Annotated in this window: 23 protein-coding genes; 20 read left to right on the forward strand and 3 right to left on the reverse strand. The window is 75.6% G+C overall.

Annotated features, from left to right (window positions below):
* Nucleotides 1-226 precede the first annotated feature (226 nt).
* From ACFQ80_RS06425 to ACFQ80_RS06475, 11 genes are read left to right on the forward strand one after another with little or no spacing between them, the layout of a single operon-like run.
* Nucleotides 227-910 (forward strand): SAF domain-containing protein, encoded by a 684-nt coding sequence (locus ACFQ80_RS06425; protein ID WP_430563019.1) that lies wholly within the window; start codon nt 227-229, stop codon nt 908-910.
* 7 nt (nt 911-917) lie between these two features.
* Nucleotides 918-1,712 (forward strand): hypothetical protein, encoded by a 795-nt coding sequence (locus ACFQ80_RS06430; RefSeq protein WP_430563020.1) that lies wholly within the window; start codon nt 918-920, stop codon nt 1,710-1,712.
* Nucleotides 1,709-3,442 (forward strand): CpaF family protein, encoded by a 1,734-nt coding sequence (locus ACFQ80_RS06435; RefSeq protein ID WP_430563021.1) that lies wholly within the window; start codon nt 1,709-1,711, stop codon nt 3,440-3,442. The genes ACFQ80_RS06430 and ACFQ80_RS06435 overlap by 4 nt, the downstream gene beginning before the upstream one ends.
* On the forward strand, nt 3,439-4,305 hold the full coding sequence (locus tag ACFQ80_RS06440; protein WP_430551783.1) for a type II secretion system F family protein: 867 nt from the start codon (nt 3,439-3,441) through the stop codon (nt 4,303-4,305). Before ACFQ80_RS06435 ends, ACFQ80_RS06440 begins: the two co-directional genes overlap by 4 nt.
* Nucleotides 4,302-5,213, forward strand: coding sequence for a hypothetical protein (locus tag ACFQ80_RS06445; protein ID WP_430551784.1), 912 nt, complete (start codon nt 4,302-4,304; stop codon nt 5,211-5,213). Before ACFQ80_RS06440 ends, ACFQ80_RS06445 begins: the two co-directional genes overlap by 4 nt.
* A gap of 53 nt (nt 5,214-5,266) precedes the next feature.
* The gene (locus tag ACFQ80_RS06450; protein WP_430551785.1) at nt 5,267-5,467 is read left to right on the forward strand and encodes a hypothetical protein; all 201 of its coding nucleotides are present in this window, start codon (nt 5,267-5,269) and stop codon (nt 5,465-5,467) included.
* 17 nt (nt 5,468-5,484) lie between these two features.
* Entirely contained in the window at nt 5,485-5,880 is a 396-nt protein-coding gene (locus ACFQ80_RS06455; protein WP_430551786.1) for a TadE/TadG family type IV pilus assembly protein, read from the forward strand.
* Complete coding sequence (locus ACFQ80_RS06460) at nt 5,877-6,326, forward strand: TadE/TadG family type IV pilus assembly protein (RefSeq protein WP_430563022.1); 450 nt, start codon at nt 5,877-5,879, stop codon at nt 6,324-6,326. The genes ACFQ80_RS06455 and ACFQ80_RS06460 overlap by 4 nt, the downstream gene beginning before the upstream one ends.
* Before the next feature lie 3 nt (nt 6,327-6,329).
* Nucleotides 6,330-6,794 carry a TadE/TadG family type IV pilus assembly protein gene (locus ACFQ80_RS06465; protein ID WP_430563023.1) on the forward strand — a complete coding sequence of 155 codons (465 nt, stop codon included), beginning with the start codon at nt 6,330-6,332 and terminating at the stop codon, nt 6,792-6,794.
* Entirely contained in the window at nt 6,794-10,003 is a 3,210-nt protein-coding gene (locus ACFQ80_RS06470) for a LysM peptidoglycan-binding domain-containing protein (RefSeq protein WP_430563024.1), read from the forward strand. The genes ACFQ80_RS06465 and ACFQ80_RS06470 overlap by 1 nt, the downstream gene beginning before the upstream one ends.
* A gap of 14 nt (nt 10,004-10,017) precedes the next feature.
* Nucleotides 10,018-10,656, forward strand: a complete 639-nt coding sequence (locus ACFQ80_RS06475) for a prepilin peptidase (protein WP_430563025.1) — start codon at nt 10,018-10,020, stop codon at nt 10,654-10,656.
* A gap of 25 nt (nt 10,657-10,681) precedes the next feature.
* Here ACFQ80_RS06475 and ACFQ80_RS06480 read toward each other — a convergent pair whose 3' ends face one another.
* From ACFQ80_RS06480 to ACFQ80_RS06490, 3 genes are all read right to left on the reverse strand, one after another.
* Nucleotides 10,682-12,355, reverse strand: coding sequence for a protein kinase (locus ACFQ80_RS06480; RefSeq protein ID WP_430563026.1), 1,674 nt, complete (start codon nt 12,353-12,355; stop codon nt 10,682-10,684).
* 112 nt (nt 12,356-12,467) lie between these two features.
* On the reverse strand, nt 12,468-13,064 hold the full coding sequence (locus ACFQ80_RS06485; protein ID WP_430563027.1) for a YbaK/EbsC family protein: 597 nt from the start codon (nt 13,062-13,064) through the stop codon (nt 12,468-12,470).
* A complete protein-coding gene (locus ACFQ80_RS06490) occupies nt 13,061-13,600 on the reverse strand; it encodes a YbhB/YbcL family Raf kinase inhibitor-like protein (protein WP_430563028.1) in 540 nt (179 codons plus the stop codon). Before ACFQ80_RS06490 ends, ACFQ80_RS06485 begins: the two co-directional genes overlap by 4 nt.
* Before the next feature lie 128 nt (nt 13,601-13,728).
* Between ACFQ80_RS06490 and ACFQ80_RS06495 the strand changes: the two genes are divergently transcribed.
* From ACFQ80_RS06495 to ACFQ80_RS06535, 9 genes are all read left to right on the forward strand, one after another.
* Entirely contained in the window at nt 13,729-14,514 is a 786-nt protein-coding gene (locus tag ACFQ80_RS06495; RefSeq protein ID WP_430563029.1) for an SDR family oxidoreductase, read from the forward strand.
* Nucleotides 14,515-14,525: 11 nt separating this feature from the next.
* The gene (locus ACFQ80_RS06500) at nt 14,526-15,110 is read left to right on the forward strand and encodes a TetR/AcrR family transcriptional regulator (RefSeq protein WP_430563030.1); all 585 of its coding nucleotides are present in this window, start codon (nt 14,526-14,528) and stop codon (nt 15,108-15,110) included.
* A gap of 60 nt (nt 15,111-15,170) precedes the next feature.
* Nucleotides 15,171-16,241: an NADPH:quinone oxidoreductase family protein gene (locus ACFQ80_RS06505; RefSeq protein WP_430563031.1), complete on the forward strand. Its 1,071-nt coding sequence runs from the start codon at nt 15,171-15,173 to the stop codon at nt 16,239-16,241.
* 117 nt (nt 16,242-16,358) lie between these two features.
* Complete coding sequence (locus tag ACFQ80_RS06510; RefSeq protein ID WP_430563032.1) at nt 16,359-17,114, forward strand: glucose 1-dehydrogenase; 756 nt, start codon at nt 16,359-16,361, stop codon at nt 17,112-17,114.
* Nucleotides 17,115-17,242: 128 nt separating this feature from the next.
* Complete coding sequence (locus ACFQ80_RS06515) at nt 17,243-18,055, forward strand: ABC transporter ATP-binding protein (RefSeq protein WP_430563033.1); 813 nt, start codon at nt 17,243-17,245, stop codon at nt 18,053-18,055.
* Entirely contained in the window at nt 18,052-18,771 is a 720-nt protein-coding gene (locus tag ACFQ80_RS06520; protein ID WP_430563034.1) for an ABC transporter ATP-binding protein, read from the forward strand. The genes ACFQ80_RS06515 and ACFQ80_RS06520 overlap by 4 nt, the downstream gene beginning before the upstream one ends.
* 56 nt (nt 18,772-18,827) lie before the next feature.
* Nucleotides 18,828-19,706 carry a branched-chain amino acid ABC transporter permease gene (locus ACFQ80_RS06525; protein ID WP_430563035.1) on the forward strand — a complete coding sequence of 293 codons (879 nt, stop codon included), beginning with the start codon at nt 18,828-18,830 and terminating at the stop codon, nt 19,704-19,706.
* Entirely contained in the window at nt 19,703-20,878 is a 1,176-nt protein-coding gene (locus ACFQ80_RS06530) for a branched-chain amino acid ABC transporter permease (protein WP_430563036.1), read from the forward strand. The genes ACFQ80_RS06525 and ACFQ80_RS06530 overlap by 4 nt, the downstream gene beginning before the upstream one ends.
* 5 nt (nt 20,879-20,883) lie before the next feature.
* Nucleotides 20,884-22,158 carry an ABC transporter substrate-binding protein gene (locus ACFQ80_RS06535; protein ID WP_430563037.1) on the forward strand — a complete coding sequence of 425 codons (1,275 nt, stop codon included), beginning with the start codon at nt 20,884-20,886 and terminating at the stop codon, nt 22,156-22,158.
* The last annotated feature ends 50 nt before the right edge of the window (nt 22,159-22,208 follow it).

Here is a 22,208-nt window from a genome sequence, read left to right on the forward strand (position 1 = left end):
CGGGATGTCCGATAAGCGCGAAATTCTCAGTCCGCGAGACGTACTGTCTTGTCTCGCGAGGCGGACGATGTGCTGGGTCAATCGCGGTGGCGTGGTATCTAGAGGGTGCGATCCGGCTGGCATGCTCTGGCCGAGCCTGACGACCTCACCGAACTCCTCACGGTGGCGAGACGACGCCGCCGTCGAGCACGCCGTGCTCTGACCCGCACCGAGAGGCCCTCACGACATGACGACGACGACGCCTGTGCCGGAGAACACCCGGGCGCGCAGCCAAGGGAGCGCGGACCCGTCCGGCGCACCGGCGGGTCAGATCGCGCCTCCGCCGAAGATGCGTCGGCGCCCCGCGCTCATCGCGCTCTCCGTCGTGCTCGTGTGCGTGGGCGCCCTCGTGAGCGCGTTCGCCTTCCAGTCCATGTCGAACAGCCAGGAGGTGCTCACCGTCCGCGAGACGATCCACCGCGGGCAGGTCATCGACGCCGACGACCTCGTCACCGTGCGGATCGGGCTGGACCCCGCGCTGCAGGCGGTGCCGGCGAGCAGCGCCGAGGCCGTCGTGGGCAAGTACGCGGCGCTCGACATCGTCGCCGGGGGCGTCGTCACCGCGGAGCAGGTGACCGACGCGGCCGTGCCGTCCGCGGGGAACTCGGTGGTGGGCGTGAGCGTCACGGCCGCCATGCTGCCCGCCGGCCAGGTGCGGTCGGGCGACGACGTACGGATCGTGTCCACCACCGCGGGCGGCGGCGACGCCGCGGAGCCCGCGGCCGTCGAGGGCGTCGTCGTCGGCGTCACGACCGACACCGTCACCGGCAACACGCTGGTCAACGTGCAGGTCTCCGCGGACGACGCGCCGCAGGTCGCGTCGGCGTCCGCCGAGGGCAGCGCCGCGATCGTCGTCGACAGCCAGGAGTGACGGGCCCATGGCACTGATCGTCCTGACGTCCGCCAACGGGTCGCCCGGGGTGACCACCAGCGCGCTGGCGCTGGCGCTGTCCTGGCCCCGCCCCGTCGTCCTCGTGGACGCCGACCCCACCGGCGCGCGCGCCGTGCCCGCCGGCTACTTCGGCGGCGCCCAGATGCCCACCGACGCGACCGTCGTGGACCTGGCGGTCTCGCATCGGCAGGGCACCCTCGCCGAGGACCTGCCGCGGGCGCTGATGAGCTTCCCCGACAGCCAGGTGCAGTACCTCGCCGGGGCCATGAACCACCTCCAGTCGCGCGCGCTCGACGAGCTCTGGGAGCCGCTGTCGGCGGTCTTCAGGTCGCTGGAGAGCAACGGCCAGGACGTGATCGTCGACGCCGGCCGCCTCGGCCTCGTCGGCTCCCCGACCAAGCTGCTCACGCATGCGGACCTGGCCCTGCTCACGACGCACAGCTCGTTGCCCGCCCTCGTCGCCGCGAGCTCGTGGGCGCACAGCCTGCGCGACGCGTTCACCGGCGTCGGCGCGATCGAGAGCCTGGGCGCGCTCGTCGTCGGGCCCGGCAGGCCGTACGGCAGCGGAGAGGTCGCCAAGGTGCTGCAGGTGCCGGTCGTCGCGGGCCTCGACTGGGACCCGGCCTCGGCCGAGGTGTACTCGCTGGGGGCCAAGCGCCCCAAGAAGTTCTCGACCTCCGGCCTCAACAAGTCCGTGCGCGCCGCCGTGCAGAGCATCGGCTCGCGCGTGACCCGGTCGCGCCAGCAGCTCGACCTCGGCGCGGAGAGGAGCGCCCTGTGAGCACGCCGCCGCCGGACCCCAGCTCGCTGCCGATCTTCACCGCGTACCCGACGTCGGACGACCCGGAGCAGACCGTGGTGCGCCGCCCCGCGCACGCGCTGGCCGGGCCGATCGACGAGTCGACCACCCCTCGCGGGCCCGCCGCCGCCCCCGTCGTGCCGCACCCGCCGACCGTGCCCGTCGCCCCGCCCGCACCGGTCCCGTCCTCGTGGCCGGCCGGCGGGCACCCCGCCCCCGTCGCACCCCAGCGTGCGATGCCGGCGAACGGCACCGTGCCGCCCCAGATGCCGCCCCAGATGCCGCCCCAGACGCCGACCCAGGGGACGGCCCACGACGCGACCCGTGCGACCGGGCGGGCGGACTTCCTCGCCCAGCCCAGGGGCGTCGACTGGAAGCAGGTCGCGGAGTTCCGCGGGCTGGCCTCGACGCGGCTGGCCGAGCGGCTCGGCGAGGACCGCGGCAAGGACCTCGAGGCCGAGCGGGAGCTCGGGCGCGCGATCATCCAGGAGATCCTGGACGACGCCGCCGCGGACCTCCTGCACGACGGGCGGGCGGCGTGGAGCATCGAGCACCAGCGCGTGCTCGCCAAGGCGATCCACGACTCGCTGTTCGGGCTCGGGCGGCTGCAGCCGCTGGTCGACGCGGACGACGTCGAGAACATCATCATCAGCCCGCACGACAACGCCTGGGTCGAGAAGACCACCGGCGAGCTCGTGAAGGTCGAGCCCGTCGCGGACTCCGACCAGGAGCTGCGCGAGAACCTCGCGTTCATCGCGACCCGCTCCGACTCCAACGCGCGCAGCTTCTCCCCGGCCAGCCCGCACCTGCACATGCGGCTCGACGACGGCTCCCGTCTGGCGGCCGCGTCGTGGGTCACGGCGAACACGTCGGTCGTGATCCGCCGGCACCGGATGCGCAAGGTCGGGCTCGACCGGCTGGTGGAGCTCGGGATGATGTCGGCCGTGCAGGCGTCGTTCCTGCGTGCCGCCGTCCGGGCGAAGAAGTCGATCGTCGTCGCGGGGCCGCAGGGCGCCGGCAAGACGACGATCGTGCGCGCGCTGTGCGCGGAGATCCCGCGGTACGAGCAGATCGGCACCTTCGAGACCGAGTTCGAGCTCCACCTGCACGAGCTGCCCGAGGTGCACGACGTGGTCCATGCCTGGGAGGCACGCCCCGGCTCCGGCGAGATCGGCGCCGACGGGCGGCAGGCGGGCGAGTTCACGCTCGACGAGGCCATCTACAACTCGTTCCGGTTCAACCTGTCGCGGCAGATCGTCGGTGAGGTCCGCGGCAAGGAGGTCTGGGCGATGATCAAGGCGATGGAGTCGGGCGCCGGCTCCATCTCCACGACCCACGCCGCGAACGGCTCGGGCGCGATCCGCAAGCTCGTCACCTGTGCCATGGAGGCCGGCCCGCACGTCACACGCGAGCTGGCGACGTCGAAGCTCGCCGAGACCGTCGACCTCGTCGTCCAGGTCGGGCTGCAGACCCGCCCCCTCGACGCGACCGGGACCCGCTGGCAGCGCGACCGGTGGGTGTCGGAGATCGTGCACATCGCCCCGGGCGAGGAGGCGGTCGGGTACGCGACGACGCACGTCTTCACGCCGAACCCGCAGGGCGGGCCCGCCGTCCCGGGCACGATGCCGGAGGAGCTGCGCGACCTCGAGCGATTCGGCTTCGACCTCACGTCCTACCTGGTCGAGGGCGCCCAGCAGGGTGGCCTGCGATGACGGCCCTGCTGCCCGCCCTCGGCGGCGCGCTCCTCGTCGCCGGTGTGATCGGCGTCGTGGTGGGCGTGCGTCGCGTGCCGGTCGACGACGCCGCGCCGCGCCGTCAACGCCTGGCCGGCAGGCTCGCCGCGGTGGACCGGCAGACGAAGATCCTCGCGGCGGCGGGCCTGGTCGGCGGCATCGTGGTCTACGCGATCACGGGGTGGATCGTGGCCGTCGTGCTCGGCCCGGTCGCCGGCATCGGGCTGCCGGTGCTGCTCAGCGCCGGCAGCTCGGGCCAGACCATCCGCCGGCTCGAGGCGCTCGAGGAGTGGACCCGCAGCCTGGCCGGCGTGCTCACCGTGGGCGTCGGCCTCGAGGAGGCCATCCGCATGTCGCTGCGGTCGGCGCCCGAGGAGATCCGGCCCGAGGTGACCAACCTCGTGGCCCGCCTGCGCGCCCGCTGGGGCACCGTCGCGGCGGTGCGGGCGTTCGGCGACGAGCTCGACGACGCGACGGGCGACGTCGTGGCGGCCACCCTCATCCTCGGCGCGGGCCGCCGCGGCGCCGGTCTGGCGTCCGTGCTGGAGTCGTTGGCGCAGTCGGTGGCCGACGACGTGCGCGCGCGCCGCGAGATCGAGGCGGAGCGTGCCAAGCCCCGCGCCACCGCGCGCTGGGTCACCATCATCACCGCCGGCGTGCTCCTCGTGCTGGCCTTCACGGGCGACTACATCGCCCCGTACTCCTCGCCGCTGGGGCAGGTCCTCATCACGGCCTACCTCGCCGCGTACGTCGGCCTGCTCGTCATGATGCGGCGGATGTCCAAGGGCGAGGCGCTGCCGCGGTTCATGGGCGAGCGCGCCCGTGAGGGGGCGCGGTCATGACCACCGGGCTGCAGATCGCGCTGCTGGGCGGCGCGCTGGTGGGCCTCGGCATCGGGCTGCTCGTCTGGCGCCTGGCCCCGAGCCGCCCGGACGTCACCGACGTCGTGCGCCGCTATTCGCAGGAGGCGGCGAAGGAACGCGCCACCCTGCAGACGGACCTCGTGGCGGGCGACCGCTACGAGCGCGTCGGCGTGTGGGCGATCAAGCGGTTCCCCGCCGCGGCCTGGGGCAGGACGCCGACCAAGGAGCTCGCGCTCCTGCGCATCCCGGTGCACCGCTACTACGGCAAGAAGGTGCTGTACGGCGTCGTCGGCCTCGTCATCCCGCCCGTGCTGACGCTCATGCTGGCCGTCGCGGGCGGGCCCGCCCTGCCGTTCACGATCCCGGCCGTCGCGTCGCTCGGGCTCGGCGTCGTGCTGTTCGTGTCGCCGGACATCGACGTGCGGACCGAGGCGAAGCACGCCCGCACGGACTTCGCGCGCGCCCTGAGCGCCTACATCGACCTGGTCGCGCTCGAGCGGCTCTCCGGCGCCGGCTCCCGGCAGTCGATGGAGAGCGCCGCCGAGATCGGCGACTCGTGGGTGTTCCGCCGCATCGGCGAGGAGCTCCAGCGCTCCCGCTGGAACGGCGTCGCCCCGTGGGACGCCCTGCAGAACCTGGCGGACGAGCTCGGCCTGCCCGAGCTGGACGACCTGGCCGACGTGATGCGGATGAGCGGCGAGGGCTCGCAGGTGTACGACAACCTGCGTGCCCGGTCCGCCGCCATGCGGGCGGCCATGCTCAACGCGGAGCGCGGCAAGGCGAACGCCGTGAGCGAGCGGATCAACATGCCCATGTCGCTGCTGGGCGTGGTATTCATGGTGATCCTCGTGACCCCGGCGCTCCTCAACGTGATGGGAGGCATCTGACGCCCTCTCGTCGACGTGCTCTCGACCACCTCCCTCCCCGGATAGGAACACCCATGCTCCAGCTCATCGCCACCCTGCACACCTTCGGCGTCAACGTCGCCGACCGCGCCCGCACCAAGCTCGCCACCGAGCCCGAGACCGGCTCGGAGACCATCGAGAAGGTCCTGTGGGCCGTGGCCGTCATCGGGATCGTCGCCATCGTCGTCGGCGTCATCACCAACTACGTCACCAGCGAGTCGGCCAAGATCAAGTGACCCGTCGGCCCAGGCACGTGCAGGGACCCCGCGGGCCTCGTGCCCGCGGGGCGCGCGAGCGTGGGTCCTCGACCATCGAGATGGTCTTCCTCCTGCCTGCCCTGTTCACCCTGATGTTCGCGGGGATCCAGGCGGGGCTGTGGTACCAGGCCCGCACGGTCGCGTACGCGGCCGCGCAGGAGGGCGTGCGCGCGGCGGCGGCGGAGAACGGCACCGCGGGCGCGGGCGAGGCGGCGGCGTCGGACTACCTGGCGGACGTCGGCGGCGGACTGACGGGCAGGGGGATCACCGTCCGGCCGGAGCCCACCGAGGTGACGGTCACCGTGCGCGTGAGCGCCCAGTCGATCGTCCCCCTGTGGAACCCGGAGATCTCGCAGTCCGCGAGCCTGCCCGTCGAGAGGCTCACCGGATGAGGCGGCTGGCGCGCGCCCTGCGCCGCCGGATGCAGGACGGCGAGCGCGGGTCCGCGGCCATCGAGGCCGCGGTCGGCGTCCCCGCCTTCCTGCTGATCATGGGCCTGGTGTTCGCGGGCGGCCGCGTGGCGCTCGCCGGGCAGTCCGTCGAGGCGGCCGCCACCGAGGCCGCCCGGTCCGCGTCGATCGCGCGGACCCAGGCGGAGGCGGAGGCCGGCGCCGTCGCGGCCGCGCGGCGCAGCCTCGACGAGAAGGGGCTGAACTGCGCCCCGCAGGTCGCGGTGAACACGAACGGCTTCGGGAACGCCGTCGGCGTCGCCTCGAGCGTCTCGGCGACCGTGACCTGCGACGTCGGCGTCGGCGACCTCGCCGTCCCCGGCCTCCCGGGGACGATCCGGATCGCCAAGACCATGGACAGCCCGATCGACACCTACCGGGAGCGCTGAAGCATGCCCGCCAGGACCGTCCCCCGGCGCCTCCGCGCGCGACGCACGAGCCGCGCCGCCGAGCGTGGCTCGGTCTCCATCTGGCTCGCGCTCGGCGCGTTCGTCATGATCGTCGTCGTCGGGATGGCCGTCGACCTCTCGGGCCAGGTGCTCGCCCAGCAGCACGCGCGCGACGTCGCGCAGCAGGCGGCGCGGGCGGGCGGTCAGGCGGTGGTGGCGTCGGACGCGCTGCGCGGGGCGGGGGTCTCGATCGACTCCCGCGCCGCCTACACCGCGGCTCAGCAGTACCTCAGCAGCACCGGGGTGAGCGGCAGCGTCCAGGTGGTGCCAGGCGGTGACCGGGTGATCGTGCGCACGACCGACTTCTATCAGCCCAAGTTCCTGGGCATCATCGGGATCCGGGAGATGCGGGTGTCCGGGGAGGGCGAGGCGCGCGTGGTCCGGGCCTTCGAGGGGGTGGAGCAGTGATGCGCCGCCTCAAGGGGCTCCTGGCCCTGCTGCTCCTCGTCGGCGTCACCGTGGGGGTGCCGTACCTGCTCCTGGCGGTCGGGGCGAACCCCCTCGAGGACGGGCTGCTCTCGCCCGACACCCTCCTGTCGATGCTCACGTCGCCGGACGACGGCTCCCTGCTCATGCTGCTGCTCCAGGCGGCGGCGTGGGTGGCGTGGGCGTTCCTCGCGGTGAGCATCGTCGTCGAGCTCGTGGCGCAGCTCCGCGGGGTGCGCGCCCCGCGGCTCGTGGGCCTGCGGCTGCCGCAGAACGCGGCCCGCGGGCTCGTGGCGGCCGCGCTGCTGCTCTTCACCACGGTGCCCGTGGCGACGACGGCGACGGCCCTGGAGGGCGGCTCGGCCGGGGCGCCGCAGGACGTCGTCGCGGTCGTCTCCGTGCAGCAGGCCGTGCCCGGCCAGAGCGCCGGGGTGGGGGAGCTGGCCCTCGACGCCGCGCTGGCGTCGCAGTCCGCCGGGCAGGGGGCCGGGGCGGCCCCGATCTCATCCGACCTCATCCGCGAGGCGCGGGCCCAGGTCGCCGCCGAGCAGGCACCGGTCGAGCAGGCACCGGTCGAGCAGGCCGCGCACCACGACGAGGCCGCGCGGACCGTCCAGCACACTGTCGAGCACGGCGACTCGCTGTGGTCCCTGGCCGAGCACTACCTGGGCGACGGTCAGCGGTTCCGCGAGATCGTCGCGCTCAACGCCGGCACGCTCGCCGACCGCCCCGACTTCCTCACGCCCGGCTGGGTGCTGACCGTCCCCGCGCCGCAGGCGCAGGACGGCGCACCGGATGCGGCGCGGGACGAGAAGGCCGGGACGGTGGTCGTCGAGGCAGGCGACAACCTCTCGCAGATCGCGGCGCAGGAGCTGGGTGACGCGGACCGGTACCCGGAGATCTTCGAGGCGTCGCGCGACGTCGCGCAGCCGGGGGGCGCGCGCCTGACCGACCCCGACCTGATCCTGCCGGGCTGGACCCTCCAGGTGCCGGGGGCCGGGGAGTCCGCCACGACGGCGTCGGCCGCCGAGGAGCGGGCCGTGGAGGCGGTCGAGCCGGCCGCCGCGCCCGCCGTCGACGCCGTCCACGAGGCCGCTCCCGAGGCCGCTCCCGAGGCCGCTCCCGACACGGCCCCCACGGTCGCGGCGCAGGAGGCGGCCACTCCCGCGCCGGACGCGGACCTGGGCGTGCAGGCGCCGTGGCGCGTCGCGGGCGGGGCGGGCCTGGGCGCGCTGCTCGCCGCCGGCGTCGTCGCGCTGGTCGCGCGCCGTCGCCGGGAGCAGCAGCGGCGGCGGCTGCCCGGACAGCGCACGCCGCTGCCGTCGGGGGAGGCCGCGGCGTTCGAGCAGGACTCGCGCTCGCTCGCCGACCCGCTGTCGGTCGCGCGGGTCGACCTCGCCCTGCGGGCCCTGGCCCGCCAGTGCGCGGACGCCCGGCGCCCGCTGCCCGTGCTGCGGGCTGTCCGGCTCGGCGAGGCGGCGGTCGACCTCTACCTCGCCGCCCCCGCCGAGCTCGCCGCCCCGTGGTCGGCGGACCCGACGAGCACGGTGTGGTCCCTCGACCGCGCGGGCGTGCGTCGCCTCGAGGAGACGTACGGCGGCGGTCTCGCCACCGTCCCCGCGCCGTATCCGGCGCTCGTGACCCTCGGCCACGACGAGGGCCCGTGCCACGTGCTGCTCAACCTCGAGACGGTGGGGACCCTCGCCGTGACGGGAGCTGGGCAGGACGCCGGCGAGGTCGTGGCGGCGCTCGTCGTCGAGCTGGCCACCTCCGCCTGGGCCGACGACCTGCAGGTCAACCTCGTCGGCGCGCCGGGCGACCGTCTCGCGGACGCCCTCGTCGAGCTGGAGGGGACGCTGCGCACCGGTCGTGTCCGCCGGCACGACTCCGTCGGCGCCCTGCGGCAGGAGCTGAGCCGGCGCGCGGAGGCGGACCGCCGGGCCCTGGCGCTGTCCGGCGTGACGAGCGTCGGCGCGGCCCGCGCCGCCGGGCTCGCCCCCGACACCTGGAGCCCGGAGGTCGTCGTGCTCGGCGCGTCGGTGCCCGAGCCCGAGCGTGCCCGCCTCGCGGCCCTGGTCGACGACGGCCCTCGGATCGCTGTGGCGAGCATCGTGCACGGGGCCGCGCCGTCGGCCATCGGCGGCGAGCCCGGCTGGAGCCTCCAGGTCGGGCCGGGGGCGGCGCGGGCGCAGCTCGCGCCCGCCGGCATGGAGCTCCGGCCCCAGCGGCTCGCCGCGGGGCGGTTCGCGCCGCTGCGGGAGCTCGTCGCGGTGGCGAGCGCCGAGCCCGCCGGCGACCCGACGCACGTGCGGGAACCGTCGCTCGCCGAGGTGGAGGCGATCGTCCCGGTCGACGACGTCGTGGTGGACGGCGACCTCGACGGCACCGACGGCGACGTGACGCACGTCGCGGCGCGCGAGCCGGCCGGGGCGTCTCCGCGGATCCGCGTGCTCGGCGCCGTGTCCCTGGAGGGCGCGGACGGCCCCGTCGACCCGGCGGAGCGGCCGCGTCTGCAGGAGCTCGCGGCCTTCCTGGCCCTGCGCCCCGGAGCGACCGCCGCGGAGGCGGGCGCCGCGCTCTGGCCAGGCCTGGCCGAGGCGGCGCGCGCGGGCGCGCTGTCCACCGCCGTCGCGCGGCTGCGACGGTGGCTCGGGCCGGCGTCCGACGGCGGGGAACGGCTGCCCCGCGATGCGTCGGGCGGCCGCCTCACGCTGCACGACGTGGGCTCCGACGTCCGGGCGTGGGAGGCCCTCGTGGGCGACGACGTGACCTCCGCGGCGACCGAGCACCTGGAGCGGGCGCTGGAGCTGGTGCGCGGCGCCCCGTTCGCGGGTGCTCGGCCCGGCCGGTACGCCTGGGCGGAGCCGGACCGCCAGCGGCTCTCGGCGCACGTCGTGGACGTCGCCTGCGAGGCGGCCCGCCGGCGGGTGCTCGAAGGGCGTTGGCGCGCCGCCGAGCAGGCGGTGGGCGTCGGGCTGCGTGCGGAGCCCACGCACGAGGCGCTGTGGCGCCTGCGGGTGCTCGCCGCCCACGAGAGCCGTGACGCGGCGACCGAGACCGCCGCGGTGCAGGGCCTGCTGACCGCGACCGAGTCGCTCGGCGGCGACCTGACGCCGCGGACGGCGCAGCTCCTCGCAGCGCTCCGGCATCCCGGCTCCGAGTTCGACGGCCTCATGGCCGGCGCGCTCTGAGCGCCCCGACGGACGTGCCCCTGGTCGCACCGGCCGGGGTCCTCGTGGGGGCGGCCGTCGGGCTGCTCGCCGGCGTCGCGCTGTGGCGGTGGCTGCGGACGGGGACGTACCGGTACGACACCGACGAGCCGCGCTCCCGTCTCGAGCGCACGTGGGCGGTGGTGCCGATGGCGGCCGCGGGCGGCGCGGTCGCGGGGTTCGAGCCGTGGCCGCTCACGGCCGCTGCCGGGGTGTACCTGGTCGGCGGGGCCGTGCTCGTGTGGATCGACCTGGACGTGCACCGCGTCCCGGACGCCGTGACCCGCGTGTGGGGGCCGGCGGTCGCGCTCGCGGTCGCCGTGCCCGCCGCGGTCGCCGGCGACTGGGGGGTCCTCGGCCGGGCGCTCGGCGGCGCGCTCGTGCTCGGGATCCTGTTCGCGGTGATGGCGTTCTTCAGCATGGGGCTGGGGGACGTCAAGCTCGCGGTCGTCACCGGCTTGGTCGTCGGCCCGCTCGGCGTGTCGGGCGTGGTGACGGCCCTGGTCGCCACCTGCGTGGTGGCGGCGCTCATGGCGGTGGCGCTCCTGGCGCGCGGGGCGGGACGCAAGGCCCACCTCGCGTACGGCCCCGCGCTCGTCGCGGGCGTCGCGGTGGCGCTCCTCGTCCCCGCCTGACGGCGACCGCGAGCTGGGAGGCGCCTCAGCCCAGGCGGTCGAACGACGCCTCGTAGGTGCCCCCGTGCTGCGTCATGGTGGCGTCGTCGCACTCGTAGTCGACGTCGGCGCCCGGCACGGACACGGGCCGGCTGCTCTGCGCCGTCCCGGCCACCTCGTCCTTGACGGTGACGTCGGAGTAGTCCACGTCCTCGACGTGCAGGACGCCGTCCGTCGTCGTGACGTGGAACGTCGCGGTGCCGCTCCAGGTCTGGACGATCTCGCCCAGGGTCGAGTGGGTGCCGCGCAGCGGGTCTGCGTCGTCGAACCGGGCGATCTCCGTGCCGTCCGCGCGGAACTCGAGCACGCGCCCGTCCCACCCGGTGACGTCGACGGGCTCCCCGAGCTCGGGCTGCTCCCAGGTGTCGCTCATGGACGTCTGCGTCCACCGCCCGACGAGGCAGGTGTCGATCGCGGCCTCGGACGCCGTCGCGCGGGGGGACTCGGGCGGCGACACCACGTCGTCCCGCAGGAGCAGGGCGGCCCCGGTGGCGGCCCCGGCCAGCACGACGGCGGCGACGACGGCGAGGACGAGGCCGCGGCGGCGGGCGGGCGGGGCGGCCGGGGGCTCCTCCGGCGGCTGCGGGGCGGCTCCGCCGGGGACGAACGTGTCCGCCGTGCTGGACCACTCGTCGACGACCGGAGCCGGTGCCGCGAGGGGGACGTCGGCCACGGCAGGCACGGCCGGCACGGGGGGCACCGCAGGCGCCGCAGGCGCCGCGGTCTCGGCGGGCCCGGGGAGCGCGGGCGGTGCGGCGGGGGCGACGGTCCCCTGGTCGGCGGCCGCCGCGGCCGACGTCGGCGGCGCGGCCGGCCCGGGCAGGTCGGGCTGGGCGTCGAGGATCTCGCGCACGCGGGGCCGTCGGTCGGGGTCCTTGTCGAGGCAGGCCCGGACGAACGGCAGGAGCTCCTCCGGGCACCCCTCCAGCTGCGGGTCCTCGTGGACGACCCGGTAGTACATGAGGTCCGGCCGCCCCTGACCGAACGGGCGGCGCCCCGTGGCGGCGAAGAGGGCCACCCCGCCGAGCGCCCACACGTCGGTCGCGGGGGAGACGTCCTCGCCGCGGGCCTGCTCGGGCGCCATGAAGACGGGGGTGCCGAGCGGCGACCCCGCGCGCGTGAGCGCCGTCGCGTCGGCCGTCTGGGCGATGCCGAGGTCGATGACGCACGGGCCGTCCGGGCCGAGGAGGACGTTGTCCGGCTTGACGTCGCGGTGCACCAGACCGGCGCGGTGCACGGCGTACAGGGCCTCGGCCACGTGGCCCACGAGCGCGCGGACCTCGGCCACCGGCAGCGGGCCGCCCTGCGTCACGCGGTGCGCGAGCGTCGGGCCGGGGACGTACTCGGTGGCGAGCCACGGCGTCGCCGACGTGAGGTCGGCGTCGATGAGGGCCGCGAGGAACGGGCCGCGCACGCGGAGCGCCGCCGTGATCTCGCGCTCGAACCGGGCGCGGAACTCGGGGTCCTCGGCATACTCGTCGCGGATCACCTTGATCGCCAGGCGCCGGCCGCTGCGCATCGTGGCGAGGTAGACCATGCCCATGCCGCCGCGCCCGATCCGGCCCAGGAGGCGGTGCCCGCCGAGCTCCTGGGGATCGTCCGCGGTCAGCGGCCGGACGCCGTCCGGCAGGGCCGCGTCGTCCGTCCGGTGCTGCGACAAGGGAGCTCTCCAGGAGTGTGGTCGAGGGCGTTCCGGTGCGGCCCGGGGCAGCTGGCGATCCTACCAACGAGGCATCCGACGCACCGGCATCTGAGACGCCGTCAGCGGGCGGTCACCGGGAGACGCCGAGCCCGTCGACGACCTCGACGCCCGGCATCGCGCAGAGGAGCTCGCCGGGCATGAGCAGCTTGGACCGCCGCACCCCGGAGCCCATGAGCGCGAGCGCACCCGGCGCGGCGAAACGGGAGTCGACGAGCACCCGCCACCCGGCGGGCAGGCCCACCGGGGTGATGCCGCCGTACTCCATCCCGGACTCGCTGGTCGCGCGGTCCATGGGCAGGAACGACGCCTTGCGGGCGTCGAGCAGCTTGCGCACGCGCGTGTTGACGTCGGCGAACGTGGCCGCGGTGACGACGCACGCGGCGACCCGCTCGACGTCGCCGCGCCGGCCCGCGACGACGACGCAGTTGGCGGAGGCCTCGGGCGGCAGGCCGTGCTGGTCGTTCAGCGTGGCCGTGTCCGCGTGGTCGGGGTCGATCCCGGTGACGGCGACCGACCCGTCGACGCGGTCGTCCCGCGCGGCCCAGGCGCGCAGCGCGTCGGCGACGGGCGGCGCGAGCAGGTCGGGGCGGTCGAGCGCGGGCGCCCACGTCAGGTCGCCGAGCGTCGGGAGTCCCGGTCGCGACCCGGGCGTCGTCGCGCCGCTCACCGGCGGAAGGTCGTCGTGAGCGTGGCGCGCGCGACGACGTGGAAGTAGACGTTGAACGCGACGTGCACCGCGCTGTTCGCCTCGGACAGGCCGAGCGACGGGACGTCGAGCGCGTGCACCGCGAAGACGTAGCGATGCGGGTGGTCGCCGGGCGGCGGGCCGGCGCCCTCGAAGCCGAGCCGCCCGCCGTCGCTCGGCACGTGGAACGCCCCGGCGGGGAGGGCTGCCCCGCCCACGGCGCCCGCGCCGCGCTCCAGCGAGGTCATGTCCGCGGGGACGTCGACGGCGGTCCAGTGCCAGTAGCCCGACGGCGTGGGGGCGTCCGGGTCGAAGCAGCTCACCACGAACGACCGCGTCGCGGCCGGCGCGCCCGACCACGCGAGGTGGGGCGACTCGTCGGCGCCGTCGACGCTGAAGTCGACGGCGAGCGGCTCGCCGTCGGTGACGTCGGCGCTCTTGAGCGTGAACGTCGCGGGGACGGGGAGCAGCGAGTACGGGTCCGGGGGCAGCGGTCGATCGAAGTCCTGGCCAGTCATGGGGGTCATGCTGCCCGACCGCCCGCGGTGCTGGCCAGGACGCAACGCGGGCGCGCCGTGGTACGGTGCTCGCGCAAACCGACTGGACGGTACGTTCGGTCGTCGACGGAGGTCGCGAGGAGGCGATGGTGGGTTCGGTCGACAGCTCCACGGGCAGCTCCACGGGCAGGTCCACGGGCAGGTTCACGGGCAGGGTCGCGCTGGTCACCGGTGGCAGCCGGGGCATCGGGCTGGCCGTCGCCCGGCGCCTCGTGGACGAGGGCTGCGCGGTCGTCGTCACCGGGCGCAAGCAGGAGGCGCTCGACGAGGCCGTCGCGGCCCTCGGGCCCGAGCGCGCCTCGGGGGTGGCGGGCCGCGTGGACGACCCCGAGCACCGCGGGGCCGTCCTCGCCCACGTCGCCGCGCGTCACGGGCGCCTGGACCACCTCGTCAACAACGCGGGCATCAACCCGGCGTGGGGGCCCGCGCTCGAGGTGGACCCGGGCGTCGCGCGCAAGATCCTCGAGGTCAACGTCGTGTCCGCGCTCGAGTGGACCCGCGACGCCGTCGCCGGCGGGCCGATCCGGTCGGTCGTGAACGTCGCGTCGATCTCCGGGACGTCGTCCAGCCCGAACATCGCCTTCTACGGCGCGTCCAAGGCCGCCCTCATCAACCTCACGCAGCAGCTCGCCCAGGAGCTGGCGCCCGCGATCCGGGTCAACGCCGTCGCGCCGGCCGTCGTGAGGACGCGGTTCTCCCGCGCGCTCTACGAGGGGCACGAGGAGCGCGTGGTCGAGCGCTACCCCCTCGCGCGGCTCGGCGAGCCCGACGACGTCGCCGGCCCGGTCGCCTTCCTGCTCTCGGACGACGCGGCGTGGGTGACCGGCCAGACGCTCCGGATCGACGGCGGCGCGAGCATCGCGCCCGTCGGGTGAAGGATGGGGGCATGAAGAGCACGAACGTCGCCGACCGGGTCACCGCGGCCGCCCTGGACCTGTTCGCCACGCAGGGGTACGCCACCACCAGCGTGCAGCAGATCGTCGAGGCCGCGGGCGTCACCAAGGGCGCCATGTACCACTACTTCCAGTCCAAGGACGACCTGCTGTTCGCCGTCTACGACCGCATGCTGGCGCTGCAGAAGGCCCACCTCGACGAGATCGTCGCCGCGGGCGGGCCGGTCGAGGACGTCGTCCGGGCCGTGTGCGTCGACGTCGTCGAGACGTCGATCGACTTCCTCCCGGAGGGCACCGTCTTCTTCCGCAGCATGCACATGCTCACCGAGCCGCGGCTCAAGGAGGTCACGCAGCGGCGGCGCGAGTACCACGACGAGTTCGCGAGGCTCCTGCGCCGCGGCCAGGACGAGGGCGTCTTCCGCACCGACGTGCCGCGGCCGCTGCTGGTGGCGCACTTCTTCAGCGACGTGCACTACCTGTCGCACTGGTACTCGCCCGAGGGCCCCGAGACCAAGTCCGAGGTGGCCCACCAGCTCACCGAGCTCTTCCTGCGTGGGATCCGGACCCCCGCGGCCTGACCACGCCTGCCGCGGCGCCGACGACCGGGCGGGCACGACACCGACGAGACGAGAGCGACGATGACGACGCTGCCCGGCACGACCCCCGCCCGCTCCCGCACGAAGGCCGCCGGACCAGGGCTCCGCGAGGCGGCGCCGACGATGCGCGCCTGGCGGGTGACCGGCCCCGGCGAGCCCACGGAGGTGCTGCGGCTCGACGAGGTGCCCGCGCCCGTGCCGGGGGAGGGGGAGGTGCTCGTCCGGGTGCGCGCCGTGGCGGTGAACTTCCCCGACGTCCTGCTGGCCCGCGGCGAGTACCAGGTCCGGCCCGAGCCGCCGTTCGTGCCCGGCATCGAGCTGTGCGGCGACGTCGTGGCGCTCGGCGAGGGGGTCGCGGCCGGCGACCGCGGCCTGGCGCCGGGCGTGCGGGTCGTGGGCTCCGCCATCGGTGTGCTGTCCGAGCTGGCGGTGCTGCCCGCCGCCGCGGTGCGCCCGGCACCCGAGGGGCTGGGCGACGCCGAGGCGGCCGCGCTGACGATCGCCTACCAGACGGCGTGGTTCGCGCTGCACCGCAAGGCCCGGATCCGGCCGGGGGAGCGCCTGCTGGTGCACGCCGCGGCCGGCGGTGTCGGGACCGCGGCGGTGCAGCTCGGGATCGCGGCGGGGGCCCGGGTGATCGCCGTCGTGGGCAGCCCGGCGAAGGCGGCCGTCGCGACGGCCGCCGGCGCGCACCACGTCCTCGTGCGCGGCGCCGACCTGGCCGCCCAGGTCAAGGAGCTCACCGGTGGCGCGGGCGCCGACGTGGTCGTCGACCCGGTCGGGGGCACGGCGTTCGAGCAGTCGACGCGGTGCATCGCCTTCGAGGGGCGGATCGTCGTCGTCGGCTTCGCGAGCGGGGACGTCCCCCGGGTGCGCGCCAACCACGCCCTCGTGAAGAACTACGACGTGCTCGGCCTGCACTGGGCGCTCTACCAGCAGCGCCGCCCCGAGCTGGTCGACGCGGCGCACGACGCCCTCGCGCGCCTCGCAGCCGAGGGCGCCGTGCGGCCCGTCGTCGCCGACGTCGTGCCCTTCGAGGACGCCCCCGCCGCCGTGCAACGCCTCGCCGGCGGCACCACGACCGGCCGTCTCGTCGTCCGCGTCGCCGACTGACGGAACCCCCACCCCGAGGCCTTCCAGCACGCGACCCGTCGCGGCAACCGACCGGATGCCGCCACGGATCGCGGGCCGGAAGGCCGCTCTCCCTCGCACCCGACCCGGAGGAACCCCATGTCCGCTCGTGCCGTCCCGACCGCCCCCGACCGCCCGCTCGAGGGGCGGGTCGCGCTCGTCACGGGCGGCGCCCGCGGCCTCGGTGCGGCGTACGTCCGCGCCCTGCACGCGGCGGGCGCCGCCGTGGTCGTCGCGGACGTGCTCGACGACGAGGGCGCGGCCCTCGCGACCGGCCTCGGCGACCGGGCGCGGTACGTCCGCCTCGACGTGACGGACGAGGCGGGCTGGGCGGAGGCGGTCGCGGCCACGGTCGAGGCGTTCGGGGGCGTGGACGTGCTGGTGAACAACGCCGGCATCGCCAACTCCGCCCCCATCGAGCACTACTCCACGGCCAAGTGGGACGCCGTGATCGCAGTGAACCTCACCGGGACGTTCCTGGGTTGCCGCACGGTCGTCCCGGTGATGAAGGCGGCCGGCGGCGGGTCGGTCGTCAACGTGTCGTCGGTCGAGGGGCTGCGGGGCGGGGAGCGGCTGCACGGGTACGTGGCCTCCAAGTTCGGCGTGCGCGGGCTGACCAAGTCGCTCGCGGTCGAGCTGGGGCGCGACGGGATCCGGGTGAACTCCGTGCACCCGGGCCTCGTGCGCACGGAGATGACCACGCGCATCGACACGGACGCGGTGCCGATCCCGATCGGCCGTGCGGCCGTGCCGGACGACGTCGCGGGCGCCGTGGTGTTCCTCGCGAGCGACGCGTCGGCGTATCTCACGGGCACGGAGCTCGTCGTGGACGGGGGGCTCACCGCGGGCGTCTGAGCGTCCTGGCGCCCGTCCCGGGCGTCGGACGTCACGGCCTTGCAACATTCTGAAGAATGTCTCGACGAGGCATACCGGCCAGTCGGTTTATCGGCTAGCGTGGCACCACCCGACACGAAGAGGTGCCGATGTCCCGCCGTATCCCCGCGTCCGATCCCAGCCCGGGAGCTCCCGGCCCCGCACCCACCACCCCCGCGGCCCACCCGCGCCTGGAGGTGTCCGGCCTCACCGTGACCTTCGGCGGCCTGACCGCCCTCGACGGCGTCGACCTCACGGTGGGCGACCCGTCCGCCCGTGCCGACGGGGAGGCCGGTCAGGGCGCCGAGACCGTCGCCCTGATCGGTCCGAACGGCGCGGGCAAGACCACCGTCTTCAACGCGGTGTGCGGCCTGGTGCGGCCCTCCGCGGGTGACATCCGCCTCGACGGGCGCCCCGCGCCCGCGTCCCCGTCCCGGCTGCTCGAGCGCGGGCTCGCACGCACGCTCCAGGGCCTCGGCCTCTTCGCGGGGCTCACGGTGCTCGAGAACGTCCTGGTACCGGTGGCCGGAGCCGCCGACGCCGCCGACGCCGCGTCGGCCGCGCTCGCCCGGCTCGACCTCACCGGTGCCGCCGGCACCCCGGTCGACGCCCTGCCCTACCCCGTGCGCAAACGGGTGGCGCTCGCCCGCGCGCTCGTGGCGCGCCCGCGCCTCCTGCTGCTCGACGAGCCCGCCGGCGGCCTCGGGGCGGACGACGTGGACGCCCTCGCCGACGTCGTGCGCGACGTCGTGGCGGACGGCTGTGCGGTGCTCCTGGTCGAGCACCACGTCGACTTCGTCATGGCCGTGGCCGACCGGGTGGTCGTGCTCGACTTCGGGCGAGTCGTCGCGAGCGGGACGCCCGACGAGGTGCGCGCCGACCCTGCCGTCGAGGCGGCCTACCTCGGGCTGGAGGCCGCGTGACCGCCGCCCTGGCCGTCGAGGGCCTGACCGTGGGCTATGCCGGCGCGCCCGTGCTGGACGGCCTCGCGCTCGCCGTCGCCCCGGGCGAGGTCGTCGCCCTGCTCGGGGCGAACGGCGCCGGCAAGACGACCCTGCTGCGGTCGCTCTCGGGCCTCACGGCGCCGCGGGCGGGGCGGGTCCTGCTCGACGGCGCCGACCTCACCGCCCTGAGCGTCGAGGACCGCGCCCGCCGCGGGCTGGCCCAGGTCCCCGAGGGGCGCAGCGTCGTGACCGAGCTGACCGTGGACGAGAACCTCCACCTCGGCGCCCTGTGGTGCCACCCGGGGCGTGCCGCACGCCGCGCCGCGGTCGCCCGCACCTACGACCTGTTCGAGCCGCTCGCGCGCCGCCGGGCGAGCCTCGGGCACCAGCTCTCCGGGGGCGAGCGTCAGATGCTGGCGCTCGGCCGCGCCCTGCTCGCCCGGCCGCGCGTGCTGCTCCTGGACGAGCCGTCGCTCGGCCTCGCGCCGCGCGTCGTCGCGCAGCTCATGGGCGTGCTGCGCGCCACGGCGCGGGAGACCGGCCTGACGGTGCTGCTCGCCGAGCAGAACGTCACGAGCGCCCTGTCGATCGCCGACCGCGGCGTCGTGCTCAGCCTCGGGGCGGTGGTGGCCGAGGCCCCTGCCGCCGAGCTCGCCGGGGACCCCGCCCTCCGCCACGCCTACCTGGGCTTCTGACCGGCACCGACCGGCACCGACCGGCACCCGACCTGCGTCCCCGAGAGAGGCTCCCCATGGACCGACTCGTCTTCCTCCTCGCCACCGGGCTCGCCCGGGGGCTCGTCGTCGCGCTCTTCGCGCTGTCCCTCGTGATCGTCTGGCGCGCCGCCCGCCTCGTGAACTTCGCCCAGGCCGCCGTCGCCACCGTCGCCGTCTTCGCCGCGTTCGCCGTCACCGGCGCGACGGGGTCCTTCTGGGCGGGGCTGGCCGCCGCGCTCCTCGCCGGGGCCGCGCTGAACGCGGCGGTGGAGCGCGGCCTGATGCGGCGCGTGCCGCAGGGCAGCCCGCTGCCCGGGATGATCGTCGCGATCGGGCTCGTCATGGTGCTGCAGTCGGCGCTCGGGATCGCCTTCGGCCCCCGGCACCGGCCGATGGCCGCGCCGTTCGACGAGCGCCCGTTCGTCGTGGGCGGCGTCCCCCTGCTCTCGCCGTACGACCTGTTCGTGCTGACCGTGGCGCTGGCGGTGGTCGGGCTGCTGGCGTGGCTGTTCAACGGCACGTCGCTGGGCCTGCAGCTGCGGGCGTCGGCAGCGGCGCCCGAGGTCTCCCGGCTGCTGGGCGTGCGCGTGCCGCGCATGGTCACCCTCGGCTGGGCGCTGTCGGGCGCCGTCGCGGCGCTCGCGGCCCTGCTGCTCGTGCCCACCGAGCTCGGCCTCAACGCCCACTCCGCCGACCTGCTCTTCGTGCACGCGTTCACCGTCGCCGTCCTGGGCGGGCTCGACTCGCCGACCGGGGCCCTGGTCGGCGGGGTCCTGGTGGGGGTGCTCGTCAGCCTCGTCACCGGGTACCTCGGCGCCGGCGTCGCCCCGCTCGCCGTCCTCGCCCTGCTCACGCTGGTGCTGCTGGTGCGGCCCGGCGGGATCTTCGCGGCCGCCCAGGTGCGTGCCGCATGACCGCCACGAGACCCGCCGAGACCGAGGAGGCCGCCGTGCGCGACGCACGCCGCACCGTCCCGCGCCCCGCCCCTGAGGCTCCCCGGAGACTCACCCGCACCCAGCGGATCCTGGTGCGTGCGGCCGTGCTGACCCTGCTGGCGGTCGCCGCCACGTTCCTGCTCGACCCGTACCGCAACTACCAGCTCGCCGTCGTCGCCGCGACCTTCTGCGCGACGGCGGGCCTCACGCTCCTCGTGGGACTCACCGGCCAGCTCTCCCTCGGGCACGCCGTGCTCATGGCGGCGGGCGGCTACGGCTACGCCCTCACTGTGAACGCGGTCGCCGGTGCCGGTCTCGACGGCGACGGCACGGCCGGCGCGGCGCGCGTCGTCCTGGGGCTGGTCGGCGCGCTGCTCGCGTCGGGCGCGGTGGGCGGGCTGCTCGGCCTGGCCGGCGCGCGCCTGCGCGGGCCCTATCTGGCCGGGCTGACGCTCGCCATGGTCGTCGCGCTGCCCGCCCTCACGGCGCAGGTGCCGGCGCTCGGCGGCGACCAGGGCCTGGCGGTCCCGTTCGAGGGCGTGCCCGACGCGCTGTCCCGCCTCGTCGTCGTGGAGCAGTGGCACGCCTGGGTGGCGATCGTCGTGGCCGCGCTCGCCGTCACGCCGCTGGCCGTGCTGCGCTCCGGCCACGCGGGCCTGCGCATGCGGGCGGTGCACGGCGACGAGACCGCGGCCAGGCTCTCCGGGGTGTCGCCCGCGCGCGTCAAGGTGGGCGCGTTCGTCGCGAGCTCGCTCGCCGCCGGGCTCGGCGGCGCCGTCCTGTGCCTCGTCACGCAGTCGGTCGGCCCCGGTCGCTACGACCTCGCGTTCTCGCTGCTGCTCGTCGTGGCCGCGGTCGTGGGCGGGCTCGGCAGCCTCGGCGGTGCGGCCGCCGGCGCGGCGCTGGTCGTGCTGCTGCCGTGGCTCGTCGACACCGTCACCGGCGCCGTGGGCGTCCCCGCGGACCTCGAGCAGCGACTGTCCGGCAACCTCGCCGTGCTGGTCTTCGGCGCCCTGCTGATCGTCGTGACGCTGGCCTGGCCGGGCGGCCTCGCCCGCGCCGCGGCCCGCCGCCGACCCCACGTCCTCCCCTCGCGACGTCGCGGCCGCACCGATGCGCCCGCGACCCTGCCACAACCCACAGAGAGGTGACCCCCATGCGGAATCCCCGCACCGCCACCGCCGGTACCACCGCCGGCGTCGCCGCGGCGTCCGTCGTCGCGTGCCTGGCCCTCGCCGGCTGCAGCACGCCGGCCGCCGCGGCCCCCGGCATCAGCGACGACACCGTCACGGTCGGCACGCACCAGCCGCTGACGGGCCCGGCCGCCGCCGGGTACGCGTCGATCTCGGCGGCCACGAAGGCCTACTTCGAGTACGTCAACGACCACGGCGGCGTCCACGGCCGCTCGATCGAGTACGTGGTCAAGGACGACGGCTACAACCCCGCGAACACCCAGACCGTGGTCCGCGAGCTCGTGCAGGAGGACCAGGTGTTCGCCCTGCTCGGCGGGCTCGGCACGCCGACGCACGCGTCCGTGCTCGACTACCTCGACCAGAACGACGTGCCCGACCTCTTCGTCGCCTCCGGCAGCACCCTGTGGGACGACCCCGAGGGGCACCCGAACACGTTCGGCTTCAACGCCGACTACGTGGTCGAGGGTGCCGCGCTGGCGCAGTACACCGCCGACGAGCACGCCGGCAGCAAGGTCTGCGTCTTCGGGCAGGACGACGACTTCGGCGAGGAGTTCCTCGAGGGTGTGGAGCTCGCCCTCGGCGCGGACGGCGTCACCGCCCACGAGACGTACTCGACGTCGAACCAGGACGTCACCGCGCAGATGGGTGCCCTGCAAGCCGCCGGGTGCGAGAGCGTCCTGCTCGCGACGGTCAACGGCTTCACGGCGCTCGCGGTCGGCACGGCCGCGAAGATGGGCTGGAGCCCGCGCTGGCTGGCGTCGTCGTCGGGCGGCGACTACCCCACGCTCGTCGAGCTGCTGGGCGAGGACGTGGCGCCCGCCCTGCTGCAGGGCTTCGTCAGCGCGAACTACCTGCCCTTCGGCCCGGACGGCGAGTGGGTCGAGCTGTTCCGGCAGATCAACGACGAGTACAACGACGGCGCGCGGTTCGACGGCAACACCGTGTACGGCATGAGCGTCGGCTACCTGTTCGCCGAGGCGCTGGCCCGCGCGGGCGAGGAGCCCACGCGCGAGGGCCTGGTCGAGGCCGTCGAGTCGGGCGGGCTCGAGGGCAACGGCATCCTGCCGCTCATGTTCGGTCCGGAGGACCACTCCGCGTTCGACGGCGTCGGCATCACGACCGTGGCCGACGGCGTGCAGGACTACGTCGGCGCGACCTACGCCGTCGGGAGCGGGAAGGTGACCGAGGTCGAGCCGCAGCCGGTGCCGCTGCGCAACGACGGGATCCCCGCCTCGTAGGTGTGGTGAGCGCGAGAACGGGGACTGTTCGTCGACGAACAGTCCCCGTT

Source organism: Isoptericola sp. NPDC056578 (assembly GCF_042793275.1).
Classification (GTDB): domain Bacteria; phylum Actinomycetota; class Actinomycetes; order Actinomycetales; family Cellulomonadaceae; genus Isoptericola.